We start from the raw sequence: 23,189 nt of genomic DNA on the forward strand, positions 1-23,189 counted from the left end.
GTTCCCTCAACCAACCAATCTCTAATTATGAACTGATTTTTATCCCAATTGTTGTGGTGGCGCGGGGGGAGGGAATCTTTTATGATGGTGAAGATAGGACAGGTATGAGTAAGGTACCTTCAGTCCTCAAGCTTATTTGTAACCGCTAACCACCACCACCACCACCACCACCACTAAACCATAACAAGACCCTAAAGGAGCGATTACTTTACAATGACTACACAAGCTGAATGGCCCTTCCAGCAGCATGATCTGCCTCTGGACGAACGGGTGCGCGACCTGCTGTCCCGCCTTACCCTGGATGAGAAAATAGCCCAGATCCCGCAATATCAAGCGGCTGTCGAGCGTTTAAACGTAGGCGCTTACAAACATGGGACGGAGGCGGCCCACGGGATTTCCTGGCTGGGCAAAGCGACCTCCTTTCCACAGCCAAGCGGCTTGGCCTGCACCTGGAACCCGCAGCTGATGAAGGAGATTGGTGCGGCGATTGGGGATGAAGCCAGAGCTTTTTATCGGAAGAATCCGACGGTCAACGGCCTGACCCTATGGGCACCTACCGTGGACATGGAGCGCGACCCGCGCTGGGGCAGAACCGAGGAAGCTTACGGCGAGGACCCGCAGCTGACCGGACAGCTGAGCACGGCTCTCGTGCAGGGCATTCAGGGAGACCATCCAGTTTATCTGAAAGCGGTAGCAACGCTGAAGCATTTCCTGGGCAACAACAACGAAATCGACCGTGGACATTGCTCGGCCAGCATCGATCCGCGAAATATGCGCGAGTATTATCTGGAGGCGTTCAAGCCTGCGTTCCGTGAGGGCGGAGCACAGTCGATGATGACAGCCTACAACTCCGTGAACGGCGTTCCCGTCATTCTTCATCCGGCGGTGATGGACGTTGTCAAAGGCGAGTGGGAAATGGACGGTTTCATTGTGAGCGATGCCGGAGACTTGTTCGGGATTGTCAAGGACCATAAATATTACGAATCGTTCGCCCAATCGATGGCGGAATCGATCAAGAACGGGATCGACAGCGTGACCGAAGAGACGGAAGAGACGATCAAGGTGGTACGTGAAGCCGTGGAGCAGGGGCTGCTGACGGAAGCGGATCTGGACAAAGCGCTGTTCAACACGTTCCGTGTCCGTTTCAGGCTGGGCGAATTTGATCCGGCCGAGCTGAATCCGTATGCCGCCATCGATGACTCGGTGATTCTCAGCAGCAAGCATGGCGAGTTGTCCCTGGAAGCAGCCAAACAATCGATCGTATTACTGAAAAATGACAACTCGGTTCTGCCGCTCAGCGCAGCCAAGCTGTCCAAGGTTGCGATTATTGGCCCGCTTGGCGATGAGGCCTTCCGGGATTGGTATTCCGGCACCCAGCCGTATGCGGTCACTCCGCTGCAAGGGATAAGCAAGAAGCTGCGGGGCAAACAGGTTACTTTTGAGAGCGGTGCGGATGATATCCTTCTGACCTCGGCAGCAGACGCCAAAGCACTAGGCATCATTGGTGAGGAAGGCAAGCTGGCTGTGATTCATGCCACAGAGTCCCATGGAGAGATGTTCGCGCATACCGCTTGGGGCTGGAACAGCCATATTCTGAAATCTTCCAGCTGTGGAGAATATGTGAGCCTAAATGAAGCGGAGCAGCTGGCCGCCTCCTCGAAGGAGATCTATGGCTGGTACGTCAAGGAATGCCTGAATCTGGTGCCTGAAGGAGAAGACAAGGTCTCGCTGCGTACGTGGAATGACAAGCCGATCCATGTAGATCCGGAGAACGGCACGCTGCGTGTGATAGAAGCGAATGCGCCGGCAGAGAAGTCTGTGTTCAACAAGACGATTGTTAAGAACGGCCTGGAGGCCGCAGTAGCAGCGGCGAAGGCTGCCGATACAGCTGTAGTGTTCGTGGGTAACCATCCACTGCTGAATGGCAAGGAGGAGATTGACAGACCGGATATTGTGCTGGCAGAAGAGCAGGAGCAACTGGTAAAAGCAGTCTATGCCGCCAACCCGAATACGGTTGTGGTCATCGTCGGCAGCTATCCGATCTCCTCATCCTGGATCGACGAGCATATTCCGGCGGTCGTGTATACCTCCCACAGCGGACAGGAGCTGGGTAACGCCGTGGCTGATGTGCTGTTCGGGGATTACAGCCCTTCGGGCAAGCTCAATATGACCTGGTATCGTTCGGTAGAGCAATTGCCTGCGCTGCTGGACTACGACATTATTCAGGGCAAAAGAACTTATATGTACTTTGACGGCGAGCCGCTGTATCCGTTTGGTCATGGCTTGAGTTATGCGGAGCTGTCCTACGCGGATCTCCAGCTTAGTTCCACGAAGCTGGAAGCCGATGGAACGCTGAACCTTAGCGTCCAAGTCAGCAACACATCAGCCATCGATGCGGACGAGGTTGTTCAACTCTACGTGCAGGCGCTGGAATCGCGGGTAACACGTCCGCTGAAACAGCTGAAAGGCTTCAAGAAGATCCATCTTGCTGCAGGTCAATCGCTAACGGTGGAGTTCATCCTGCCTGCAGGCGAGCTGGCCTTCTGGGATGTGACGCGTGAGCAATATTGTGTGGAGCCGGGAGAATACCGGATTGTAATCGGCCGCTCCTCGGCGGATGTGCAGCTCGAAGGACGTATTACCGTGACAGGAGACGCCATTCCGCCGCGTAATCTCTTCGTTGAAACTCCGGCAGAGAATTATGACGGCTATCATCAGGTGTATCTGGATGAATGCAAGGCGGGCGGAGCCTCGATCCACCCGGCTGCCGAAGGTGCCTGGATCACCTTCAAGGATGTGCAGTTTGAGGAAGGCGCAGCACAGTTCACTGCACGGGTATCCTCTGCCACAGGCGGCAGCATCGAGATCCGCACCGGCCGCCCGGACGGGGAATTAGCCGGAACCGTAGCCGTTCCTTCCACAGGTCAGCTGCAGCAGTGGGAACAGGTGAATGGAGAAGTCCGGATTTCTTCCGGAAGAACGGACATCTACTTGGTCCTCGGCGGCGAGATTCTGCTCAGCCGCTTCCAGTTTAATCACTAAGCTAAAGCGGCATGCAATTAGCTGTGAAGCCTTCTATTTGACGCAGAAACGGTTGCCCTTCCTTAGAGGAGAAGGCAGCCGTTTCTGCTTATTTAATGGCTCTTTGTTCCCGCTACAAAAGCCCACCCAGCATTTCACGTGCAGAACTTAGATGAAATGCGTGAATATCTGCGTCAGAATAATATTCAAGTAATTGATGATGAAGCACGGGCAGATGAAGAGGGGGGAGAACGCTTCTATTTAAAAGCCCCTTTTGGACCGAGTCTTGAAATAGATGCAAAAGTGGTTACTACTTAGGACCCTGCGACACTCCAAGCCCTTGAACTAGGTAACCTGCATTTTAGCGGACCGTATAGCCCCTATTTCCTCCTATCTGCGATCTTTTGAAGTCTTACGGACCGTATAGCCCCTAAGTCGTCAAAACAGGCTCAAAAGCGAGGGTTTTCTGTGATATAGAGGCTCCTGGGTCCGTTAATCCTGCAAAACGGCCTATGTACAGCAAATAGAGGCTCCTGAGTCCGCAACCGTCTGAAATCGAAGTGAGGGTTACGAGCGAAGAGGGCTAGGGGACCTAAGTAGTAACCAAAAGTGCATCTAATTTGCTGATTTTTTCCACTTTGGAGTAAATAGTTGCAATATCGCACTTAATCGCCTCCTATCAGAGGTTTCAGTTGAAATTAGTTGCACATTCGCATCTATTTGGTTAAACGTTCCGGAGTAACCTTCTAAATCTTCGCTGAGACCTAAACTGAGAACTAAGCAGTAACCCGATCTCACCCTATACGTAGGTTACCATCAGGAAATCGGGCGTTAATAACGATCGTAAGAACCCTACATATTCGCAGCGGGCTTCATTCACAAATAGCAAACGCTGATTTTGGTTTTGAGCCTATTTAATCTGAATACGGCAAATAACCCGCAAGGCCTCTTACCCCGGGTTGTTTGCTGTTCTACTGTTGACATCGCCTCACAGGGGATCAATCCCCGCCACCGCCGCCGCCGTCTCCACCGCCAGAGTCTCCGCCGCCACTGTCCCCGCCCCAGCTTCCTCCGCTGTCATGGCCGGGAGAGTGAGTAGGGCTTGGGCTGTGATCATGATGGTGGTGATGGTGCGAATCGCCCGAGCCGTTGTGTTTGGCTGAAGATCCACTATCACTATACATATCCATCCCTGAAGCGCCTATAAAGGAGCTGTCATACCCGTCATTATTTCTGTGACGGTTCCGGTTTCTGCCCACCTTCTTGCGCGTATCCCGCAGAATAAGCTGCACCACAATGTATACAAACACTATCACAAATATAAGTCCGATTCCCATGGGAACATGCCTCCTGGTATTGAATTGATCCTGCGCACAGTCACCTAAATTGTACCATACAATTGCAGAAGTGAACCTGATAAATACAGAAAATCCAGCTATATAAGAGGAACTTAAGAATGAAGCAGCAATTTTGGCAGACAGCCTGTTGTATAAGATCTTCTACCAATTCCGGATGTAACATTCTTAAGTTCACATTCTATATATGTTATATTCTGTTATATTACCCGAAGGGAAGTGTCCTCATGTTGGCAGCAGTGATTGAGAAGTACGGCAAGCCGAACGTGTTAGTGATTCGGGAGATGCCGGGACGGTGCGTGGCAAAGTAATCATTGAGCTGCCGTGAAGGTGCAGGGAAGGAGATATTCCGACTGGGAAAATAGTATAGCTGCTGTTTAAAGTGGAAACTCAAGGAGAATCATCAGGATGAATCTAGGGGATCAGGATCATCAGATCCTGCTTCTCCAGATAGTGGAAGCTGTTCGATAAGCTAGTGTACTCAGCAAGAATGCGCTGTTGGCGGATATCGTGGAGCAGCACATGCCCCTCAGCGAAATATTGGGTAAGCACAGCCTCATCATTCGCGAAACGGATCATCCGTTCAGGTGACGTAGAGAACAGCTTCTCCCCGGTCTGCACGTTATGGAGATCGACGGAGCAGTCCCCACAGATAACACCAAGCGGCGTTCCGGCATTGGAGAATATGCGGCCGGAACCGGCTGGCATAGATACGTCATCAGCTTCCGCCGCAGTCTTATCTGCAAGGATGGCATGAGTCTGTGCTTCCAGGTCAACCAGCAGATAGTGTGAGATACGGGACTTATCGCCCCGAGCCGGATATGGCAAGGTGGGGATGCCTACCTTCAGCAGACGATCGCTGAGTCCTATAAGCTCCAGCCTCCATAATCCTGAGGCCTCACGGCTGACTTCGGCGGAATCTTCGATGCTCAGCGTATACACCTTGCGGGTACTCATGCTGCGGCAATCGAGCTGGTGAATCGTGATTTCGGCCAGAAGGCCCGTCCACTGGATATAGGCATAATAGATGCTGTTCTCTGAATTAGGTTGGCTTTCCAGATAGACGTATGGTTCGTAGGCGAAATACTGGCTGGTCTGATGGACGAAATCATATTTGAGCACGCCGGCCTGAAATCCTGACTCGAAGCTGATATCGGGGTCGTCTTCGCTCCTGCGGCCCACTGTGAAGACAGCATATTGATCATCGATGGTGATGTCGGAGTAGAGCACAAATTGCTGCTCATAACCTCTGATATATTGAATTTGAATGGTAATCCCCTCCTTGTTATGAGTTATACTCTATGCCTGTGCAATGGTTGCGTGTGGTGCAGGGCAGAGGACGGTTTAGCAGGGGGTTGCCGAGATTATGAAATAAAAGGTTTGCGTTTCTCGCCGTACTTTGCTAGCATACGAAGTAATATAATTATCAATTAGTTTCCTAGGGTTCCGTTGCCGTTGGCAGGTCTGGTCCGAGGGGAAACACGCGGATAGTCTTATCCGTGTCTACACGGAGGGACAAAAGCCCGGGAGGAATCGTCAGCTGACGATTACCTTCCGGGCTTTTTTTGCGAGATACCAGGAGGAGGAAGTCAAGATGAGAACAAACATAGAATGGATCAAAGTAGCTGTCGCTGCGGGATTTGAGGTCCTATGGGCCATGGGTCTGAAGCATGCGTCCACTCCCTGGGAATGGGGGATTACAGCGGTGGCCATCTTGATCAGCTTCTACGGACTGATTTCCGCCTCAGCCAAGCTGCCGGTAGGTACGGTATATTCGGTTTTTGTGGGGCTGGGGACTATGGGGACGATGTTTGCCGATATGTTGTGGTTCGGAGAAGATTTTAAATGGATCAAGCTTGTGCTGGTCGGGATTCTGCTGGTTGGCGTGATGGGTCTCAAAAAAGTAACGGCAGAACCTGAAGCAAAGGAGGAGAGTTAATATGGCGTGGATCTATCTGCTTGTAGCCGGAGGGTTCGAGGTGTTCGGGGTATCGATGATTCACAGCTTAAATAAAGCGCGCAACTGGCGGTCCATCGGTATGATTAGCCTTGGCTTTGGGGGCAGCTTCCTGTTTCTTACGCTTGCCATGCAGACGCTGCCGATGAGTACGGCTTATGCCTTGTGGACGGGAATTGGCGCGTCCGGCGGGGCGGTGCTGGGAATGCTGCGGTATGGAGAAGCACGTGATCTGCGGCGTATCCTCTATATTGTGATGATTCTTGGAGCGGCAGTCGGACTCAAGCTGGTGGCTTGATCCGGCAGCTTCCTGTTTCAACGAGTATAGAAGCGTTTAAATTAGATGAAAATGAATATTGACGTTTACATATATTTTTAGCGCTTATCCAGTAACCTATTCGTTGAAGGAGATTAGTGATATGAACAGATTGAAAGAAACCGATTATGCAGAAATAGCCCAAGTAAACCGGGCAAACCGGATTACTCTTTCCGACGGAACCTCCGTAGCGCGGATCGGGCAAGGGACATGGAATATGGGAGACCGAAACTCTGGCAGAGCCGAAGAAATAGCGGCGTTGAAGCTGGGCGTCGAGCTGGGTATGGACCTGATTGACACGGCAGAAATGTATGGAGAGGGACGCTCGGAGCTGCTGGTGGGTGAGGCGATCCGCGGCATCCGCGATCAGGTATTTCTGGTGTCCAAAGTATACCCGCACAATGCCGGAGGGGTGAATCTGGTCCGCAGCTGTGAAGAGAGTCTGAAGCGGCTGGGTACCGACCGGCTTGACTTGTATTTGCTGCACTGGAAGGGCAATATTCCGCTCGAAGAAACGGTGCGCGGCATGGAGCAGCTGGTGGCTGACGGCAAAATCGCCCGTTGGGGTGTATCGAATCTCGACACGGACGATATGAAGCAGCTGCTGAATATCGACGACGGCACCCATTGCGCCACCAATCAGGTGCTCTACCACCTGGGCTCCAGGGGGATTGAGCACGATTTGCTGCCTTGGATGAGAGGGCAGAACATTCCGGCGATGGCCTATTCCCCATTAGCCCAGGCAGGCTCCCTGCGCAAGGGACTGCTGGAGAATGAGACGGTGCTGGAAATTGCCGCCAAGCACCAGGCTGACCCGCTGCAGGTGATGCTGGCCTGGACCCTCCGCTCCGGCGATGTGATCGCCATTCCGAAGGCGGCGTCACCGGAGCATGCCGCTTGTAATGCAGCCGCCGGTCTGATCACGCTTGCCGAGGAGGAGCTGTGGAAGCTGGACGATGCGTTCCCGGTTCCCTCCTGGAAGGTGCCGCTGGATATGATTTAAGCTGGAAACCCGCCATTTTGGCGGGTTTTTTTGTTGAAATATAAGAAATTATATGTTCTACATTATTATTTCTCCTTCTATTTTTCGCAGAAACGGATGCCGCCTCTTGCAGAGGACGGCGAAGCCGTTTCTTCTTAATTGGACTTAAACCTCAGGTTACTTGTAACACTGAGCGGACCTCATAGCCTCTATTTGTGCAATTTTGCTGCTGTACACGGTTTTGCGGACACTATGGCTCTTAAAGCTTAGGTTTACCCTCCGAAATCCACCGATTTACTCGAATAGGGGCATCTGAGTCCGCAACAGTGGCAAAAAGCCAAGAAACGGACTAATAAGGGCTCCAGAGTCCGCTCGACTACTGCGCCGATGCCCGGTGATGCTCCTGGGCCGCTCCGCCCACTTCTCCGATGCCCAGTGCCCTCCCTGATTCGGCTCTGCCTAATTCTCTGCTTATTTCCAACAAAATGCATTGAACTGGCTGTATTAGCTAATTATAACTTCATACGAAAGGTAGTGGTGAGGTGCTGTTTCCATATGCCCGCAGCGCCGTTTCACTTTCAAGCGGAGGCTACTGCAAGCCCGCAGCCGCTGTTTTTCCGCATGGCTGCAGGCTCTTAAATGTTGTCAACATTGTTCATGCCGAAACCGCATTTTCAATTTGGTGACTTCTGAAAGCGCTTTGATTAAGATGTGTGCATAGGGGATGAACCAGCAGTCACACGAGACTGCGCAGCCATCCCGTTCAATTCATAAAGGGGGCATTTAACAATGGCCACAACGAAAATCCAAACAAATTCATCCGCCGGTGTGCGGATAAAGGTACAGCAGGTCGGCCGCATGCTGAGCGGAATGGTGATGCCGAATATCGGGGCATTTATCGCTTGGGGGTTAATAACTGCATTATTTATTCCAACAGGCTGGCTACCCAATAAAGATCTGGCAACTTTGGTTGATCCAATGATCAAATTCCTGCTGCCGCTCTTAATTGGTTATACAGGCGGTCAAATGGTTCATGGCAAACGCGGTGGAGTCATTGGTGCGGTAGCGAGCATGGGTGTCATTGTAGGAGCAGACATTCCGATGTTCCTAGGCGCGATGATTGTCGGCCCGCTCGCCGGTTGGGTGCTGAAGCAGTTCGACCGTTGGGTGGAAGGCAAGATCAAAGCCGGTTTCGAAATGCTTGTGAACAACTTCTCGCTGGGCATCATCGGCGGACTACTGACACTGGGTGCTTTTAAAGGAATCGGTCCATTAGTTGAGGGATTGACCAGCATCCTCGCGGACGGTGTACAGTTCCTGGTCAACCATAGCCTGCTGCCGCTCGTCAACCTTATTATTGAGCCAGGCAAAATCCTCTTCCTGAACAACGCGATCAACCACGGAATCCTTAGCCCGATCGCTGCAGAGGAATCAGCCAGAATCGGCAAATCCGTTCTGTTCATGCTGGAATCGAACCCTGGCCCGGGGCTGGGCCTTCTGCTGGCGTACTGGCTGTTCGGACGCGGCTCTGCGAAGTCTTCCGCTCCCGGTGCAGTTATCATTCACTTCCTGGGCGGGATTCATGAGATTTACTTCCCGTACATTCTGATGAATCCCCGTCTGATCCTGGCCGTTATCGGCGGTGGCGTCTCCGGAACGTTCACCTTCCAGCTGATGGGTGCAGGTCTTACCGCCTCGCCTTCGCCGGGCAGTATCTTTGCCTACATTGCTATGACACCCAAAGGTGAATTCCTGCCCATGTTTGCCGGTGTGGCCGTAGCAACCATCGTATCGTTCTTGCTGGCAGCGGTGCTGCTGAAGACCACCCGAAGCAACGGTGAGGATGATATCGAACTGGAAGAAGCAGCAGCCAGAGTCAAGGATATGAAATCAGCGGGAACTACCGCTGGAACTGTCGGAACTGCAACAGGCGCCAATCTGACGGGTACCGTCAACAACGCCAATGTACGCAACAAGAGTGATGTGAACAAAATCGTCTTCGCCTGCGATGCCGGAATGGGTTCCAGTGCGATGGGGGCTTCGGTGCTGCGTAAGAAGCTGCAGACCGCCGGTGTGAATGTTACCGTCGTCAACTCGGCAGTCAGCGAGATTCCGAGCGATGCCGATATCGTCATCACCCAGAAAACATTGACCGAGCGGGCCATTGCCAGCAGCCCGAAGGCTGAGCATATCTCCATCGATAATTTCCTGAAGAGTCCGAGATACGATGAGCTGGTAGAACGGTTGAAATAGTTTCAATCCGTGCACCATAACATAGAGAGTAATAGGTTCAACAAAAAAAAGCAGACGAACGCTGGCCACAGGCGCCAGCGTTCGCTCCAGTTAAGGCGAGGGTTCCCCACTATGAGGAAAATAACCGCCAGGCAGCGCCGCATGATTGAGCTTCTTATCGGCGTAAGCGAAGGGAATACGGCTGCTGAAATTGCAGCAGCTACCGGTGTGAGCGTGAGAACCGTCCACCGGGAGATGGAGGATATTGAGCTTGTCCTGCGCGGTTACGGACTGGATCTGATCCGCAAGTCAGGCAAGGGCATTCAGGTAAGCGGTCCGGAAGCCGGTATGGAGAAGCTGCGAATGGCACTCAGGGATGAGAAGCCGGCAGACTATTCCGGCGAGGACCGCAAGGTGTATGAGCTGTGCCTGCTGCTGGAAGCGGAAGAACCAGTCAAGCTGTTCGCACTGGCCCATTCGCTGAAGGTTACTGTAGCCACGATTAGCTATGACCTGGATGAACTGGAGCCTTGGGTCAAGAAATTCGGCCTTCTGCTGGTGCGCAGGCGGGGGTATGGGGTGGAGATTAACGGCAGCGAAATTGACAAACGCCGCGCGCTTGGCCGCTTGGCCGCCGAGCATCTTGATCAGTCCGATCTGGTCGGTCATGCCCAGCTTAATGAGGGCAGACCTGTATTCAAAATGCTGCTCTCCACTGTAGGTCAGGGCAACCTGATGCATGTGGAGAACACGCTGTGGGATATGGACTGGAGCTGGATCGCGGAGCTGCCGGAGATTGTCTACATGGAGTTGCTGCTGGGTCTTTCAGTAACGGTCAGGCGTCTGGAGCTCGGCAGACTGATCGGCAGCTCCGAAGAGCACGGCTATCCGCTGCTCTCCGACCACCGCAATATTGCCGGGGCGGAGCAGCTTGTCCAGCGGCTGGCAGACACGCTCACCATAGAATTCCCCAGGAACGAAATGTTGTATATTGCCGGTCTGTTTGACCGGGTGCAGGATTCATTCTCCACCGCGGGCTACGCCTACGGCGATATGGAGCTGATGGAAATTGTCTACCGCTTGACGGATAACGTGATGAGACGCACAGGCATTTCTTTTCAGAGTGACCGTACCCTGCGTGAAGGGCTGCTGGAGCATATCGATCCTGCGCTCAAACGCATCCGGGAAGGGACGCGGATTCGCAATCCCTTGCTTGGACCCATCCGCAGGGATTTCGAGTATCTGTTCGAGGTGGTCCGCTCCTCGGTGGAGGAGCTGGAGCTTACACCGCGCATACCGGATGAGGAGATTGGTTTCCTGGTGATGCATTTTGGAGCGTCGATGGAACGGCTGAACCAGCTGAGACGCAGTGTCCGGGCGATTCTGGTCTGCGCCAGCGGACTCAGCTCCTCACGGCTGCTGGCCACAAGGCTCAGCAAGGAAATGCCGCAGATCGAAATTCTGCGCAGCATCTCCTGGTATGAAGCAGCCCGCCTGCCAGAGGAAGAATATGATCTGATGATTTCTACCATCGATCTGCCGCTTCCGAAGGATCGTTACATTAAGATCAGTCCGCTGCTGACCGCGGAAGAAATCGAGCAATTGCTCAGCTTTGTCCAGAATACGACGCTTAAGAACCGTGTTCCCCGCACCTCTGAGGAGACTGCATCCCCGCAGCGCGAAGAAGGGGCATTGGAGCGCCTGCAGAGCCATAAGGCCATTCTTGAGGTCATGGTAGGCCTGCTTAAGCGCTTCCGCTTCCATCCGCTGGACAACAGCGGAATGAGTCTTGCCGCAACCTTGTCGGGCATGCTGGATAAGCTTGACGGCGACGTTGTGGAGGATCATGGAATCGTGCTGGACCGGCTGCTGGAGCGTGAGCGGATGGCGAGCCAGGTCATTCCGGATACAGCGCTGGCGCTGTTCCATAGCAGAAGCAGCCATATTCTGAAGTCCTCCCTGACACTATACCGACTGGACCAGCCAGTGGTTCTGGAAGGGGAGACGGAGGTCCGGGTCATTCTGCTGATGCTGGCGCCGCGCAAGCTCTCCAAAGAAAGTCTGGAAGTACTCAGCGAGATCAGTGCGCTGCTGCTCAATTCGGAGCTGGTTCAGCTGCTGGAGGAACGGACGGAAGCGGAGATACGTGCGTATCTGTCCGCAGAGCTGCTGCGTTTTTTTCAGAATAAAATATGAAAGCGAGAGATCCCTTATGAATATATTGTCAGAAAACAAAGTGATTATGCATGGAGCAGCCGCAGATAAAACAGAAGCCATCAAGATGGCTGGAAGATTGCTGGTGGATGCCGGACATGTGACGGATGAATATGTGCCCAAGATGCTGGAGCGTGAAGAGGTAGTCTCCACTTATATGGGCGGCGGACTGGCCATTCCGCACGGAACCAAGGAAGCGAGACCTTTCATCAAATCCACCGGCATGTCGATCATCCGTTTCCCGGATGGGGTGGACTTTGGCGGCGACGAGCCTGCTTTTGTCGTCATTGGCATTGCGGCTGCCGGAGACGGGCACATGGAGGTGCTGACGAATGTGGCGATGATCTTCTCGGAGGACGACGCGATTGAGCGGGTGATGAATGCGGCGACTCCAGCCGAGGTCATGGCTATCTTCGAAGGAGGGCTGTGAGCATGAAAGCCGTCCATTTCGGAGCAGGCAATATCGGCAGAGGGTTTATCGGACTGCTGCTGTCGCGTTCAGGGTATGAGGTCTGTTTCGTCGATGTGAATGAGGCGGTGGTGGCCGAGCTGAAGCGGCGCGGAGAATATCCGGTGACACTGGCAAGCGGAAGCCAGGAGACCGTAGTTGTCCACAATGTAACAGCGCTCAGCAGTGTAACGGAAGCGGATCAAGTGGCCACAGCGATTGCAGAGGCCGACCTGGTCACAACGGCGGTCGGGGTATCCGTGCTGAAGCATATCGCGGCTGTGCTGGCGGAAGGCATCAAGCGGCGGCTGGCCGTGACTTCGGCACCGCTGCATGTGATCGCCTGCGAGAACGCCATTGGCGGCAGCTCCCAGCTAAAAGAACTGGTATATGGCCAGCTTGATCAGGCTTTGCACAGCCAGGCTGACGAAACCGTAGCGTTCCCGGATGCCGCAGTGGACCGGATTGTGCCGCTGCAGCAGCATGAGGATATTCTGAAGGTAGTGGTAGAGCCTTTTTATGAGTGGGCTGTGGACGGGTCGCGGATGCTGCCCGGCTATCAGCCGGTCGAGGGTGTGCATTATGTGGATGATCTGGAGCCGTACATTGAACGCAAGCTGTTCACGGTTAATACTGGCCACTGCTCCGCCGCCTATCTTGGGTATCTGCACGGCTGCAACACGATTCAGCAGGTAATGGAGAATGAGCAGCTGACTGCACAGGTTCGTGAAGTATTGGAGGAGACCGGGGCGATGCTGGTGCGCAAGCACGGGTTCGATCAGGCAACACATCAACAATATATCAGCACCATATTGGAGCGTTTCGGCAATCCGGCGCTGACCGATGAAGTGTCCCGTGTCGGCCGTTCGCCCATCCGTAAGCTGTCGCCGAATGACCGGCTGGTGTCACCTGCGCTGCAGGCTTATGAAGCCGGACTAGGGTATACCGCGCTTGCGCGTTCAATGGCCGCAGCGCTGCTGTTTGAGTCAGCGGATGATCCCGAGGCCGCTGAGCTGGCGGCTTCTATCAGGGACATCGACGTGGCCGCGGCGCTCACGAAGGTTAGCGGAATCGCAGCGGAGCATCCGGTGCACCAGGCGGTGATGGCGGAATACGCCAAGCTGAAGCAGCAGCCGTCCCAAGTATAAAATTAAAGTTACTGCTTAGGACTCCTCAGGCTGTAATCAGCAAAGACTTAGCTTCTGGAACGCCACATCCGTCCAGCCGCCGAATTAGTTGCGAATCTGCATCTATTTAGCCGATTTTTTCCGTTTTAGAGCAAATAAGTGCGAAAACGCATCTAATTTTGGATTTGGAGCGCTAGAGAATCGATTTACGCGTAAATAGTTGCAGATACGCACTTATTTGCCCGTAACAGGAGTTTTCACTGAAATTAGATGCAGTTTCGCATCTAATTTCTCTGAGTGCAGCACTCTACACCCCCAGTAGGACCTAAGTAGTAACAGTATAAATAGGCAATTGGAAAAAGAACCGCAGAGGCATACTACCCTTGCGGTTCTTTTTTGTTCTCTTGGGCATTCCGCAGGAACAGCTCGCCCTTGCCCTTAAGGTCTTGCGCATTCCGCAGGAACAGCCCGCCTTTGCCCTTAAGGTCTTGCGCATTCCGTAGGAACAGCCCGCCCTTGCCCTTAAGGTCTTGCGCATTCCGCAGGAACAGCCCGCCTTTGCCCTTAAGGTCTTGCGCATTCCGCAGGAATAGCTCCGCCTTTGACATTTGCCCCGGCCGTGCATTCCGGAAGGGATAGCGGCCAGTCCCAGCGGCGTTCAAGCGGTCCCGCAGGGATAAGCGATCTTCGCACCCACCTGTCTAATCACCGTGCCGCCAGACTCCTTCGCCAAACTTGCGGGAGTCCAGAGGGTGCAACCCTTTGGGGCCCTCCCTTGGAAGGGAGGGTTTGGGAGGGATCGATCAGATCGATCAGCTATTCTCAATAATCGTCTCAAGCGTAGTACGGTCCAGACCCTCTACCAGCTTGATCAGCAGCTCCTTGGCAGCGGCATAATCATCGCTGTGAATGATGGAGGAGGCGGTGTGGATATAACGGGAGCAGATGCCGATAACGGTGGACGGAACACCGATTCCGCTGACATGCACCTGGCCGGCATCCGTGCCGCCCTGGGAGACGAAATATTGCGTCTTGATCTTATGGGTCTGTGCGGTATCCTGCACATATTCAATCAATCCGCGGTGGGTAACCATGGTCGGGTCATAGATACGCAGCAGCGCCCCCTGGCCCAACTGGCCGAACGCCTGACGGTCGCCAGTCATGTCGGCTGCCGCGCTCGCATCCAGTCCGAAGAAAATATCGGGGTTCAGCAGGTTGGCCGCAGTGCGCGCACCGCGCAGGCCCACTTCCTCCTGGACAGTTGCTCCGGCGAAGACGGTATTGGGCAGCTTTTTGCCGTGCAGCGCCTGCATCAGCTCAATCGCCAGCCCTACACCATAACGGTTGTCCCAGGCCTTGGCCATAATCTTCTTGGGATTGGCCAGCGGGGTGAACGGGCAGACCGGCAGGATCTGCTGCCCCGGAGCAACGCCGAAGCTCTCGGCTTCCTCCCGGCTGTCGGCACCGATGTCGATGTACATTTTGCGGATATCGCCGGCTTGCTTACGTTCATCATCGCTCAATAAGTGGATCGGCATGCTGCCGACCACACCGTTCAGCTTGCCTTGGGGCGTGATCACCTCCACCCGCTGCGAGCTGACGGCAGAAGACAACCAGCCGCCCAGCGTCTGGAAGCGGATCATGCCTTTGTCCGTGATGCCGGTAACCATAAAGCCTACCTCGTCAAAATGTCCGGCGACCATAATCTTGGGGCCGTTCTCTTCACCGCGCAGCACACCAAACAAGCTGCCCAGACGATCCTGCAGAAATTCGTCCGTATAAGGTGACATAGCCTCCTTGACATAAGCGCGCAGTTCGCGCTCATAGCCCGGGGCTGAGGGGAATTCAGTTAATGTTTTGAACAAATCAAGGGTTTCCTGGTTCATGATTATATCGCTCCTTTACTTCTATATAGTATGAACAAAGTGACCGCGATTGTCCACGTCAGGAAGAGCGGAACCGGGCAGAGGCCGCCGGAATAAGCTGTAGGAGAGACTCCGCTGCCAGGAGTCCGTGAAAGGAAGCGAAGTAGATGAGGGTAGGTAGCATGCCCCAATACAGGAGGCCGACCAAGCTTACCAAGGTTATTCCTGCGGCGGCGATCCGCAGACGGTACCGCAGGCAACGGGCTGAACAGGAAGCAATACTCATTCTGATCCTGTTTCTGCTGCTGATTGTGGTGCTGCTGTATTTTTCCTGAACCGGCATGACATAACGGAGGGGGATATGGCGAACACTAAGGACAAACTTCTAGGCGAAGCAGAACCATGGGCAAGGCCAACAAGTTCCTTTAGATGAACCATATCCCTTCGCCTAATTTCAGGAGGTGTCTTCTTTTGCCGGCCAAAACCAGGAAGTCCGGTGTCAAGCTGCGGCTTGACACCATGACTCCGCAAGATTATGAGAAATTGTCCAAGCCTTACGTGCCGAATCGTCCTGTACTTAAGAATTGTCTGCGGGCATTCCTGTCGGGGGGACTGATCTGCTTAATTGGACAAGGAATCCAGGAGGTGTTCATGGCGTATTTCGACATGACTTCCAAGGAAGCTGCAAGCCCGACTGTGGCGGTATTAATTATTATTTCTGTTATTCTGACCAGCTTTGGCGTATACGACAAGCTGTCGCAGTGGTGCGGTGCGGGCACCGCTGTCCCTATTACGGGTTTCGCCAACAGCATGTGTTCCGCGGCTCTGGAGCACCGGGCCGAAGGGCTTGTGCTCGGTGTCGGCGCCAACATGTTCAAGCTGGCCGGCTCCGTCATTGTGTTCGGGGTGGTGGCGGCTTTTATAGTAGGCGTTGTTTATGCCTTCTTGGGACTGGGAGGTGGACATTTATGAAGCAGCTAGGTAAGCAAAGCTGGGAGTTTACGACACGTCCGGTCATTCTGGGCGCTTCCGCCGTAGTCGGGCCTGAAGAAGGCGAGGGGCCGCTGGCCTCTGACTTTGATTTCATTTACGACTCGCTGGAGATGGGCGAGAAGACCTGGGAGAAGGCCGAACGGGCCTTATTCGAGAAAGCCTCCAAGCTGGCTTTGATGAACGCCGATCTGGAGCAGGACAAGCTGGAGTTTTTTGTGGGCGGCGATTTGATGAACCAGATCATCAGCAGCTCGTTCGCCGCCCGTAAGCTGGGTGTGCCATACCTGGGCGTATTCGGCGCCTGCTCTACCTCAATGGAGAGTCTGGCGATTGCCTCGATGATTGTTGATTCCGGCGGTAGCAAATATGTGCTCGCAGGAACCTCCAGCCACAACTGTACGGTGGAGAAGCAGTTCCGGTATCCAACGGAATATGGCTCGCAGAAGCCGCCGACCGCACAATATACTGTAACGGGCTCCGGCTGCGCTGTGGTTGGCGTGAATGATGGCTCGGGCAAGCACCCGTATATGCTAACGGCAACACTGGGCAAAATTATGGATTTGGGTCTCACCGATCCTTTTAATATGGGGGCAGCGATGGCTCCGGCTGCGGCAGACACCCTAACTGCCCACTTCCGAGATACCGGACTTACCCCGAGCCATTATGATCTGATCGTTACCGGTGATCTGGCTACTGTGGGGCTGCCGATTGCCCAGACTTTGCTGGCTGAAGGCGGGATTCCTATGGAAGAGACGGTGTTCAAGGACTGCGGGAACATGATCTACAATATGGACAAGCAGAAATATGTCATCGCAGGTGGAAGTGGGTGCGGCTGCTCGGCAACAGTCACCTACGGGCATATCCTGAAGCGGATGCGAAAAGGGGAACTGAAGCGGGTACTCGTCGTGGCTACAGGTGCGCTGCTCTCGCCTCTGTCCTATCAGCAAGGGGAGAGCATCCCTTGTGTCGCTCATGCGGTAGCGCTCGAATTTGGAGGTGAAACAAGATGATCTACTTGTGGGCTTTCCTGGTTGGCGGGGCCATCTGTGTGATCGGACAGCTGATGTTTGATGTGGGTAAGCTGACGCCTGCCCATACGATGAGCACGCTGGTGGTGGCAGGAGCTATTGCCGATGCGTTCGGCCTCTATGATCCACTGGTGAAATTCGCCGGTGCAGGAGCAACGGTTCCGATTACGAGCTTCGGGAATTCACTCGTGCACGGTGCGCTTACGGAGCTGGAGCAGCAGGGCTGGATTGGGGTGGTAACCGGTATCTTCAGCTTGACAAGCGCAGGTATCTCGGCAGCCATTGTCTTTTCCTTCCTTGCCGCGTTGGTGGTAAGACCGAAGGGCTGAAGGAATACAGTAATAAGGATAGCAGCGATTCTCCGATTTTGGGGGATCGCTGTTTTTGTTTTCATTCTAAGGGAAACAGGTCGGTTTTGTGCATGATAATAACTGATTTTTACATGTTCATTCTCCAGCTGAAATGATAGTATCTGTTTGGGTTAAATAGATATTTATGTAAAATAAACGAAAGCGGGTGGATCACGTCTCTATGAGAAGAAACAAAGCTGCAAAACCCCTGTTTGTACTGCTCTTATCCTCTGTCCTCATCGGATCGTCGCTGTTGCCGGGTATGTCTGCAAGTCCCTCTGTAAATGCCGAATCGGCAGAGTCTCCCCTGAAGGTATTTGAAAGCGCATCCACCAGTCCTGAGCAACAAGCGGGACCAGAGTCTTCTGAGAACAGTCCCTCAGCCGTGACAGATGCGGTGTACAGCCCGCCTGCGGCTCTGCCGCAAGGAGGACCTTATGCCTTTGATTTCGGATCAGGTGCTGTAGAGAATGGCTATCTTCAGGTTAAGGCGGACACCGCATATTCGGCGGAAGCCAAGTATGGATTCGCAGACCTTTCCCGCGTTACCGGGGGAGAGCGGGCGGGTTCGGATGCCTTGCGGTCTGATTTTGTAGTGCCGAGAGATACGGTCTTTAATGTGGATCTGCCGAATGGCGACTATACCGTTGCGCTGATTGCCGGCGACAGTGAAGGCGCTACGGATCTGGCAATCAAGGTGGAATCAATGCAGAAGGTCCAGCAGACCGCTAAGCCTGCGGGACAATATCTGGAGATGAGCTTCGACCTTGCGCTGGTTGATGGACAGATGAACTTTGCTTTTAGCGGCACACTGCCTGTAATTAATTCGCTTGTGATTACGAAGCTGCCGGACCGCCAGCAGAGCGGACAGCCAACCGTTTATCTTGCCGGAGATTCCACCGTGCAGACGTACGATCCCTACTGGAAGCCGCAAGCCGGCTGGGGCCAGATGCTGCCGAAATTTTTCAGTTCAGAGATAACGGTTAAGAATCATGCCATCGGAGGACGCAGCTCCAAGACCTTTATTACTGAGGGCCGTCTGGATGAGATTCTGCGGAACTTGCGTCCCGGTGATTATTTCTTCATTCAATTTGGCCATAATGATGCGACAATCAGCGTGCCAGAGCGTTATGCCTCTCCCGCCGATTACCGAATCTATCTGAAGACTTACATCGAAGGCACCAGGCAGCGGGGTGCGACCCCTGTGCTGATTACGCCGATGGGCCGCAGAGATTACAACACCGCAGCGGGTACATTTAATGTAAGCTTCCCGGAATATGTGCAGGCTATGAAAGAGGTCGCAGCTGAACTGGATGTAGAGCTGGTTGATCTCAGTGCTCTTAGCAACACCTATTTCAACTCGATTGGCTTCGAGGCTACACGAGCAGTCTTCCTGCATCTTGATCCGGGCATCTATGCAGCTTTTGCCGGCGGATCGGCTGACAATACCCACTTCCAGGAGTATGGCGCCATCCAGATGGCCCGCCTGCTTGCGGGCGGTGTGCAGCAGCTTGATATTCCGCTGGCCGCTTATGTCCGCGAGCTGGATCAGCCCGATGCCGTTCCGGCGAAGCCGACAGGAGTGGTAGCAGGCAGCATCAGCAATGCAGGAGCTGTGCTGCAATGGACCAAGGTGGACAATACGGACATTTACCGCATATACCGCAAGCTTGCGGCAGCTGATGAATCCGCTTACCGCTTGGCCAGCACCTCGACCGTTCCGACGATTTCACTTGGCGGACTGGCGGAAGGCCAGAGCTATACCTTCCGGGTCAGCGCCGTGAACGGGCGGGGCGAATCGGAGCTGTCCGATGAGGTGGCCGTCACCACCAAATTAGCCACCTTCCGCTATGACTTCGGTCCGGCAGGATCGCCGGTAGCCGCAGGTTATACCGAAGTGAATCGTAGTGTGCTGTACACGCCGGAACGGGGGTACGGCCTGACTTCAAGCGAGGGCATGGCTGACCGCGACCGCGGCAGTGCCACCGATGATCTGCGCCGGGATTTCGTAATCTTTTTCGGAGGAAGTTATGAGTTCAAGGTTGATCTGCCGAACGGGTATTACACCGTCAAGACCTACACAGGCGATTGGATCGGTTCAACCAAGACGAATGTGGCGATTGAAGGCAAGGATTACGGCTTGATTTCCTCAGGTAAGGAGAACATTGCCGAGAAGTTATACAACCAGGTAGCCGTCAAAGACGGCCAGATGAATCTGGTGTTCAGCGGAACGACCGCCCATCTGAATGGTGTGGAGATTACTCCGCTGCTGCAGGCGCCGACTGGTCTCAAGCTGACAGACCTTGATCTAAGCGCTGATCCGGTCACGGCCACATTAGCCTGGGACTTGATGGATGGAGCCGCGAAATACCGCGTATACCGCCAGGCCACCACAGGAGGCCTGGCGGAGCTGCTGGCCGAAACGGCAAGCCCGTCCTATATAGATGCCGCAGCGGATATGGGCATGGATTATATGTATACGATTACATCGGTGGATGCTACCGGACTGGAGTCGGTGGCTTCTCAGCTCCTGAATGTATCCATGGTGGATGCTTCGGTAGCCAAGGCAGCCGTGCCAACCGGCTTAACCCTGCAGTCAACTGACAAGAATGAGCTGACCTTCACCTGGCAGCAGGATGCCGCAGCCACAAGGTATCAGGTGTACCGTTCATCCTCGGCGGATGGGGAATATCTCCTGATCGGCCGCACGGCAGAAGCCTCCTATACGGATACAACTGTTCTGACTACCGTTTCCTATTACTACAAGGTATCTGCCGTGAATGCCGGGGGCATCTCCGGGCTGTCCGATGCACTTAAGACGCCTGCAGTAACTACCTTGCAGCGGAACATGGAATATCTGGACCGTGCTCCTATAGCCGTGAAGACGGAGCAGGGCAATCTGGTCAGCTGGCGGATGCTGGGACTTGATCCCGAGTCTATCGGGTTTCATGTGTATCGCGGAAAAGAGAAGCTGACGGATGCTCCGCTGACCGCAAGCACCAACTATCTCGATCCGTCAGGAACTGAGGATTCCAAGTATACAATCACCACCGTCCTGAACGGTTTAGAGAAGCCGGCAACGGCAGAATTCGGCGTATGGGAGAAGCAATATCTCTCCGTACCGCTGCAGAAGCCGGCGGATGACTACACCAAGGACGGCCAGCCGTATACGTATGTGGCCGGTGATGCCAGCGTAGGCGATCTTGACGGTGATGGGGTATACGAGATTGTCATGCTCTGGTCGCCTTCGATCAGCAAGGACAATTCACAGGCCGGGTATACAGGCCTTGTCTATATGGATGCTTATAAGCTCGATGGAACTAGAATGTGGCGGATCAGCCTGGGTCCCAACATCCGCTCTGGTGCCCATTATTCACCGTTCCTGGTCTATGATCTGGACAGTGACGGACGTGCCGAGGTGATGCTGAAGACAGCGGATGGAACGGTGGACGGCCAAGGCACAGTCATTGGAAATGCTGAGGCCGACTATCGGAACAGCGGCGGTTATGTCCTGCTGGGCGATGAATATCTGACCGTCTTCGAGGGACTTACCGGCCGGGCTGTGGACACTGTCAGCTATGACCCTCCGCGCGGGGATGTCGCGGCCTGGGGCGACGGCTACGGCAACCGCGTGGACCGTTTCCTGGCAGCAGTAGCTTATCTGGACGGTGAGCATCCCAGTGCGATGTTCAGCCGGGGATATTATACAAGAACCGTACTGGTCGCTTACGATTACCGCGAGGGCAAGCTGGTGAAGAGATGGCGTTTTGACAGCACTGACGAGGCTTATGGCAAAGATTTCGAAGCCCAGGGCAATCACAATCTGTCCGTTGGCGATGTGGATAGCGACGGCAAGGATGAGATTACCTTTGGGGCGATGGCGATCGATGACGACGGGACACCGCTCTACAATACCAAGCTGGGGCATGGCGATGCGCTCCACTTCGGTGATCTTGATCCTTCCAGACCGGGGCTGGAGGTGTTCGATGTCCATGAGCATAAGGAATCCAAATATGGCATCGAGATGCGGGATGCTGCTTCGGGCGAAGCGATCTGGGGCATTTATACCGGCCTGGACACAGGCCGCGGCATGTCGGCGGATATTGATCCGAATTACCCCGGTGAGGAAGTGTGGGCTTCCACCATTGCCAGTGAGCAGCATGTTCCAATCACAGGATTGTACAGCGTCAAGGGTGAACTGATTACGAAGAATATTCCGTCTTCAACGAATTTTGGCGTATGGTGGGACGGTGATCTGCTGCGTGAGCTGATGGATAATAACCGCGTGGACAAATGGGACTGGGACAACGAAACTACGGTTAATCTGCTGACGGCTGCAGGAGCAGCTTCCAACAACTCCACCAAGGCGAATCCGAGCCTGCAGGCCGACCTGTTCGGGGATTGGCGCGAGGAGATCATGTGGCGCTCCTCCGACAGCTCGGAGATGCGTATCTATACCACGACAGATCAGACGGATTACCGGATACGCACTTTAATGCATGATCCGATCTATCGTCTGGGCGTCGCCTGGCAGAATGTCGGCTATAACCAGCCGCCGCATCCGGGGTTCTATCTGGGAACGGACATGGAGACGCCACCACCACCGGCCATTGTATTGGCAGGACAGCCGCAGGAGCCAGTCGGGGAGGCGCCAGCGCAGCCGGTATTGTCAAGCAACAACGGGCATGGTACGGGGCTGCTGGATGGAGACTATCAGATTACGATGAATTTATGGTGGGGGACCAATGGCACAACCTACAAGCTGTATGAGAATGGACGGCTGATTGACACGCAGACGCTGAGCGACCATTCTCCGGCAGCGCAGGTGGCAGTAACCTCTATTACTGGAAAAGCAAACGGAACCTACATTTATACAGCAGAGCTTATTAATGCCGGAGGAAAGACCCTCTCTGCTGCGCACAGCGTAACTGTGAAGGATGCTGCGCCGGCCAAACCGGTCTTGTCCCATGATAACTGGGATCAGGATGGCAGCTACCGGATCACAATGAATCAATGGTGGGGCACCAACGGCACCACCTACCGTTTATATGAGAATGGGGTACTGATAGACACGCAGGAGCTGACTGCCAGAACGCCGGAGGCGCAAGCGGCCACTACGCTGCTGACAGACCATACTCCGGGAGTCTATGAATATAAGGCAGAGCTTGTGAATGCCCAGGGCGTTACGGTAAGTGAGATTATGAAGGTTACCGTACAATAAGGCTGCGAGATACCAGCTGCAATAAGAAGTGCCGGGCGAGAGAGCAGCCCGGCACTTAAATTCGTTTGAACTACCTTTTC

The 23,189-nt window shown here is 54.1% G+C and carries 18 protein-coding genes and 1 riboswitch; of the genes, 14 read left to right on the forward strand and 4 right to left on the reverse strand.

Translation table 11 applies throughout. From position 1 onward, the window contains the following. The first annotated feature begins 213 nt into the window (after window positions 1-213). Window positions 214-3,042 carry a glycoside hydrolase family 3 protein gene (locus B9T62_RS03055; protein WP_087913913.1) on the forward strand — a complete coding sequence of 943 codons (2,829 nt, stop codon included), beginning with the start codon at window positions 214-216 and terminating at the stop codon, window positions 3,040-3,042. Between the two features lie 156 nt (window positions 3,043-3,198). Next, complete coding sequence (locus tag B9T62_RS38640) at window positions 3,199-3,339, forward strand: hypothetical protein (RefSeq protein WP_169834319.1); 141 nt, start codon at window positions 3,199-3,201, stop codon at window positions 3,337-3,339. Window positions 3,340-4,019: 680 nt separating this feature from the next. Here the strand turns inward: B9T62_RS38640 and B9T62_RS38645 are convergent. Together B9T62_RS38645 and B9T62_RS03070 are read right to left on the reverse strand one after the other, a co-directional pair. Continuing rightward, on the reverse strand, window positions 4,020-4,358 hold the full coding sequence (locus B9T62_RS38645; protein WP_157685427.1) for a hypothetical protein: 339 nt from the start codon (window positions 4,356-4,358) through the stop codon (window positions 4,020-4,022). A gap of 432 nt (window positions 4,359-4,790) precedes the next feature. Then, entirely contained in the window at window positions 4,791-5,606 is an 816-nt protein-coding gene (locus B9T62_RS03070) for a hypothetical protein (RefSeq protein WP_087913915.1), read from the reverse strand. A 197-nt stretch (window positions 5,607-5,803) separates the two neighbouring features. Continuing rightward, window positions 5,804-5,908: riboswitch (guanidine-I (ykkC/yxkD leader) on the forward strand. Between the two features lie 62 nt (window positions 5,909-5,970). Here B9T62_RS03070 and B9T62_RS03075 point away from each other — a divergent pair. The 7 genes from B9T62_RS03075 (at window position 5,971) to B9T62_RS03105 (ending at window position 13,673) form a co-directional block, all read left to right on the forward strand. Then, window positions 5,971-6,315, forward strand: coding sequence for a DMT family transporter (locus B9T62_RS03075; RefSeq protein ID WP_087913916.1), 345 nt, complete (start codon window positions 5,971-5,973; stop codon window positions 6,313-6,315). A 1-nt stretch (window position 6,316) separates the two neighbouring features. After that, a complete protein-coding gene (locus B9T62_RS03080; RefSeq protein ID WP_087913917.1) occupies window positions 6,317-6,631 on the forward strand; it encodes a DMT family transporter in 315 nt (104 codons plus the stop codon). A 121-nt stretch (window positions 6,632-6,752) separates the two neighbouring features. Further along, complete coding sequence (locus tag B9T62_RS03085; RefSeq protein WP_087913918.1) at window positions 6,753-7,652, forward strand: aldo/keto reductase; 900 nt, start codon at window positions 6,753-6,755, stop codon at window positions 7,650-7,652. 768 nt (window positions 7,653-8,420) lie between these two features. Beyond that, the gene (locus B9T62_RS03090; RefSeq protein WP_087913919.1) at window positions 8,421-9,884 is read left to right on the forward strand and encodes a PTS mannitol transporter subunit IIBC; all 1,464 of its coding nucleotides are present in this window, start codon (window positions 8,421-8,423) and stop codon (window positions 9,882-9,884) included. Between the two features lie 111 nt (window positions 9,885-9,995). Next, window positions 9,996-12,059: a BglG family transcription antiterminator gene (locus B9T62_RS03095; protein WP_087913920.1), complete on the forward strand. Its 2,064-nt coding sequence runs from the start codon at window positions 9,996-9,998 to the stop codon at window positions 12,057-12,059. A 16-nt stretch (window positions 12,060-12,075) separates the two neighbouring features. After that, on the forward strand, window positions 12,076-12,507 hold the full coding sequence (locus tag B9T62_RS03100; protein ID WP_087913921.1) for a PTS mannitol transporter subunit IIA: 432 nt from the start codon (window positions 12,076-12,078) through the stop codon (window positions 12,505-12,507). A gap of 2 nt (window positions 12,508-12,509) precedes the next feature. Then, window positions 12,510-13,673 (forward strand): mannitol-1-phosphate 5-dehydrogenase, encoded by a 1,164-nt coding sequence (locus B9T62_RS03105; RefSeq protein ID WP_087913922.1) that lies wholly within the window; start codon window positions 12,510-12,512, stop codon window positions 13,671-13,673. A 356-nt stretch (window positions 13,674-14,029) separates the two neighbouring features. On the opposite strand, the gene B9T62_RS03110 is transcribed toward B9T62_RS03105, so the two are convergent. Next, window positions 14,030-14,260 carry a hypothetical protein gene (locus B9T62_RS03110; RefSeq protein WP_157685428.1) on the reverse strand — a complete coding sequence of 77 codons (231 nt, stop codon included), beginning with the start codon at window positions 14,258-14,260 and terminating at the stop codon, window positions 14,030-14,032. Between the two features lie 204 nt (window positions 14,261-14,464). Next, complete coding sequence (locus tag B9T62_RS03115; protein ID WP_087913924.1) at window positions 14,465-15,538, reverse strand: M42 family metallopeptidase; 1,074 nt, start codon at window positions 15,536-15,538, stop codon at window positions 14,465-14,467. 146 nt (window positions 15,539-15,684) lie between these two features. On the opposite strand from B9T62_RS03115, the gene B9T62_RS38650 reads away from it, so the two are divergent. The 5 genes from B9T62_RS38650 (at window position 15,685) to B9T62_RS41170 (ending at window position 23,109) form a co-directional block, all read left to right on the forward strand. After that, window positions 15,685-15,852 carry a hypothetical protein gene (locus tag B9T62_RS38650; RefSeq protein ID WP_157685429.1) on the forward strand — a complete coding sequence of 56 codons (168 nt, stop codon included), beginning with the start codon at window positions 15,685-15,687 and terminating at the stop codon, window positions 15,850-15,852. A 184-nt stretch (window positions 15,853-16,036) separates the two neighbouring features. Further along, window positions 16,037-16,489 carry a stage V sporulation protein AC gene (spoVAC, locus tag B9T62_RS03120; RefSeq protein WP_245864528.1) on the forward strand — a complete coding sequence of 151 codons (453 nt, stop codon included), beginning with the start codon at window positions 16,037-16,039 and terminating at the stop codon, window positions 16,487-16,489. After that, on the forward strand, window positions 16,486-17,520 hold the full coding sequence (gene spoVAD / locus B9T62_RS03125) for a stage V sporulation protein AD (RefSeq protein WP_087913926.1): 1,035 nt from the start codon (window positions 16,486-16,488) through the stop codon (window positions 17,518-17,520). The genes spoVAC and spoVAD overlap by 4 nt, the downstream gene beginning before the upstream one ends. Then, window positions 17,517-17,867, forward strand: a complete 351-nt coding sequence (gene spoVAE, locus B9T62_RS03130; RefSeq protein WP_087913927.1) for a stage V sporulation protein AE — start codon at window positions 17,517-17,519, stop codon at window positions 17,865-17,867. Before spoVAD ends, spoVAE begins: the two co-directional genes overlap by 4 nt. A gap of 202 nt (window positions 17,868-18,069) precedes the next feature. Continuing rightward, the gene (locus B9T62_RS41170; RefSeq protein ID WP_281257683.1) at window positions 18,070-23,109 is read left to right on the forward strand and encodes a rhamnogalacturonan lyase family protein; all 5,040 of its coding nucleotides are present in this window, start codon (window positions 18,070-18,072) and stop codon (window positions 23,107-23,109) included. Window positions 23,110-23,189: the final 80 nt, after the last annotated feature.

The organism is Paenibacillus donghaensis (assembly GCF_002192415.1).
Lineage (GTDB): Bacteria > Bacillota > Bacilli > Paenibacillales > Paenibacillaceae > Paenibacillus_AQ > Paenibacillus_AQ donghaensis.